2 protein-coding genes and 1 riboswitch are annotated in these 1,536 nt (G+C 60.3%); both genes read right to left on the bottom strand.

Translation table 11 applies throughout. The annotated features are described in order from the left end of the window. Positions 1 to 36: 36 nt before the first annotated feature. Entirely contained in the window at positions 37 to 621 is a 585-nt protein-coding gene (locus AAAB16_RS23835; RefSeq protein ID WP_340665578.1) for a TMEM165/GDT1 family protein, read from the bottom strand. Between the two features lie 20 nt (positions 622 to 641). Then, positions 642 to 841: riboswitch (yybP-ykoY riboswitch) on the bottom strand. A gap of 37 nt (positions 842 to 878) precedes the next feature. Continuing rightward, the coding region (locus tag AAAB16_RS23830; protein ID WP_340665577.1) for a class I SAM-dependent methyltransferase at positions 879 to 1,536 on the bottom strand (658 nt) is incomplete at its 5' end.

The following is a 1,536-nucleotide window of genomic DNA, read 5'->3' as shown; positions in this document are numbered from 1 at the left end:
GGCGGGGCCCCAGAGTGCCGAAGCGAAGTGCGTTGCTTACAACCAACCACTGGCCTGCATGGCTTTGTAGATGGCAATACCGGCCAAGACAAAAAACGCCGTAGCGGCCAAGCGTCGAATCAGGGTCAGTGGCAGCTTGTCGGCGGCAAAATTACCGGCCAATACCACCGGCACGTTGGCGATCAGCATGCCCAGGGTGGTGCCGATAATCACCAGCCACAGCTCGGGGTATTGCGCCGCCAACATCACCGTGGCGATCTGGGTTTTGTCGCCGATTTCGGCCAGAAAAAATGCAATCAGGGTGGTCAGGAACGGCCCGAATTTGCGTGCGGTGGTGGTTTCGTCGTCGTCGAGTTTGTCCGGCACCAGGGTCCATAACGCGGTAGCGGCAAAGCTCACGGCCAGTACCCAGTGCAGCACCACAGCGGAGAAGAACCCGCTAACCCAGGCGCCCACGGCACCGGCGGCCGCATGGTTGGCCAAAGTGGCGGCAACGATACCGGCGATGATCGGCCAGGGTTTACGGAAACGCGCCGCCAGAATCAGGGCGAGCAGCTGGGTTTTATCGCCAATTTCTGCCAAGGCGACAATACCGGTTGGAACAAGAAGGGAATCAAGCATCAGGCTTCCTCAGGGGCGGGTAGACACGGCTATGACACGAACTACTTCCCGCCCCGGGTAAGGAGTTACGTGTCATAGGTCTTGTCAAACCCCTGGGTCCGTCTAGGCGGACCTTGGGTCGCACGCGCCATGCTCTGAGGAGCAAGTATGTTGACGCGGGCCGGGCGAAGCACCGTGTGGAAAGGATGCTTGCGGGAGACTACTCCCCTAGGACGGGGCGGATTCTGCCCGAGAGAGCTGTAGGGAGCAAGCCAAAATTAATGACGTTTGGCCCGGTAAATGCGAAAGCCCTGGCCCTCACCCAACACCGCGCACGGCCCCAGGTGCTCTTCAATAATCGGCGTGTATTTCAAAAAGCTGTTGGCCACCAAGCGCAGCTCGCCTTTGTGCTCCAGGTGTTTTTTTGCCTGGCGCAGCAGGTGTTCGGTGGCTTGGTAATGGGTGTGCACGCCTTCATGGAAGGGGGGATTGGTAAGGATGCCCATGAGGTTTTTCGGCGCCGCGTCGATGCCATCACCGGTGATGACTTCGGCCTGTAAGTCGTTGGCGGCAAGGGTCAGCCGACTACTGGCTGCGGCAAAGGCATCGACGTCGAGCATCGTCACCTGGCTGTCGGGATAACGGCGTGTTAGCAGCGCCCCGAGCACGCCAGCGCCGCAGCCGAAGTCGAGCAGATGGCCGGTGGGTAACTTGTCCAAATGCTCGAGAAACAAAGCGGTACCGCGATCCAGGCGACCATGGCTAAACACCCCAGGCAGGCTGATGACCGTCAGCGGGCCATCGTCCAGGGCCAGCTCGTAGCGCTGGGCCAAGGCCTGCAAGTCGGGTTTGCTTGGTGCCTGTTCCACCGTCACTTGCCAGAGCTGACAATGCCGTGCGCTGTCGAGTTTGCGCGGCTTGCCGAAGGGTTGCAGT

The organism is Pseudomonas sp., from assembly GCF_037994325.1.
Lineage (GTDB): Bacteria > Pseudomonadota > Gammaproteobacteria > Pseudomonadales > Pseudomonadaceae > Aquipseudomonas.
This window is presented reverse-complemented; position numbering and strand designations above follow the sequence as displayed.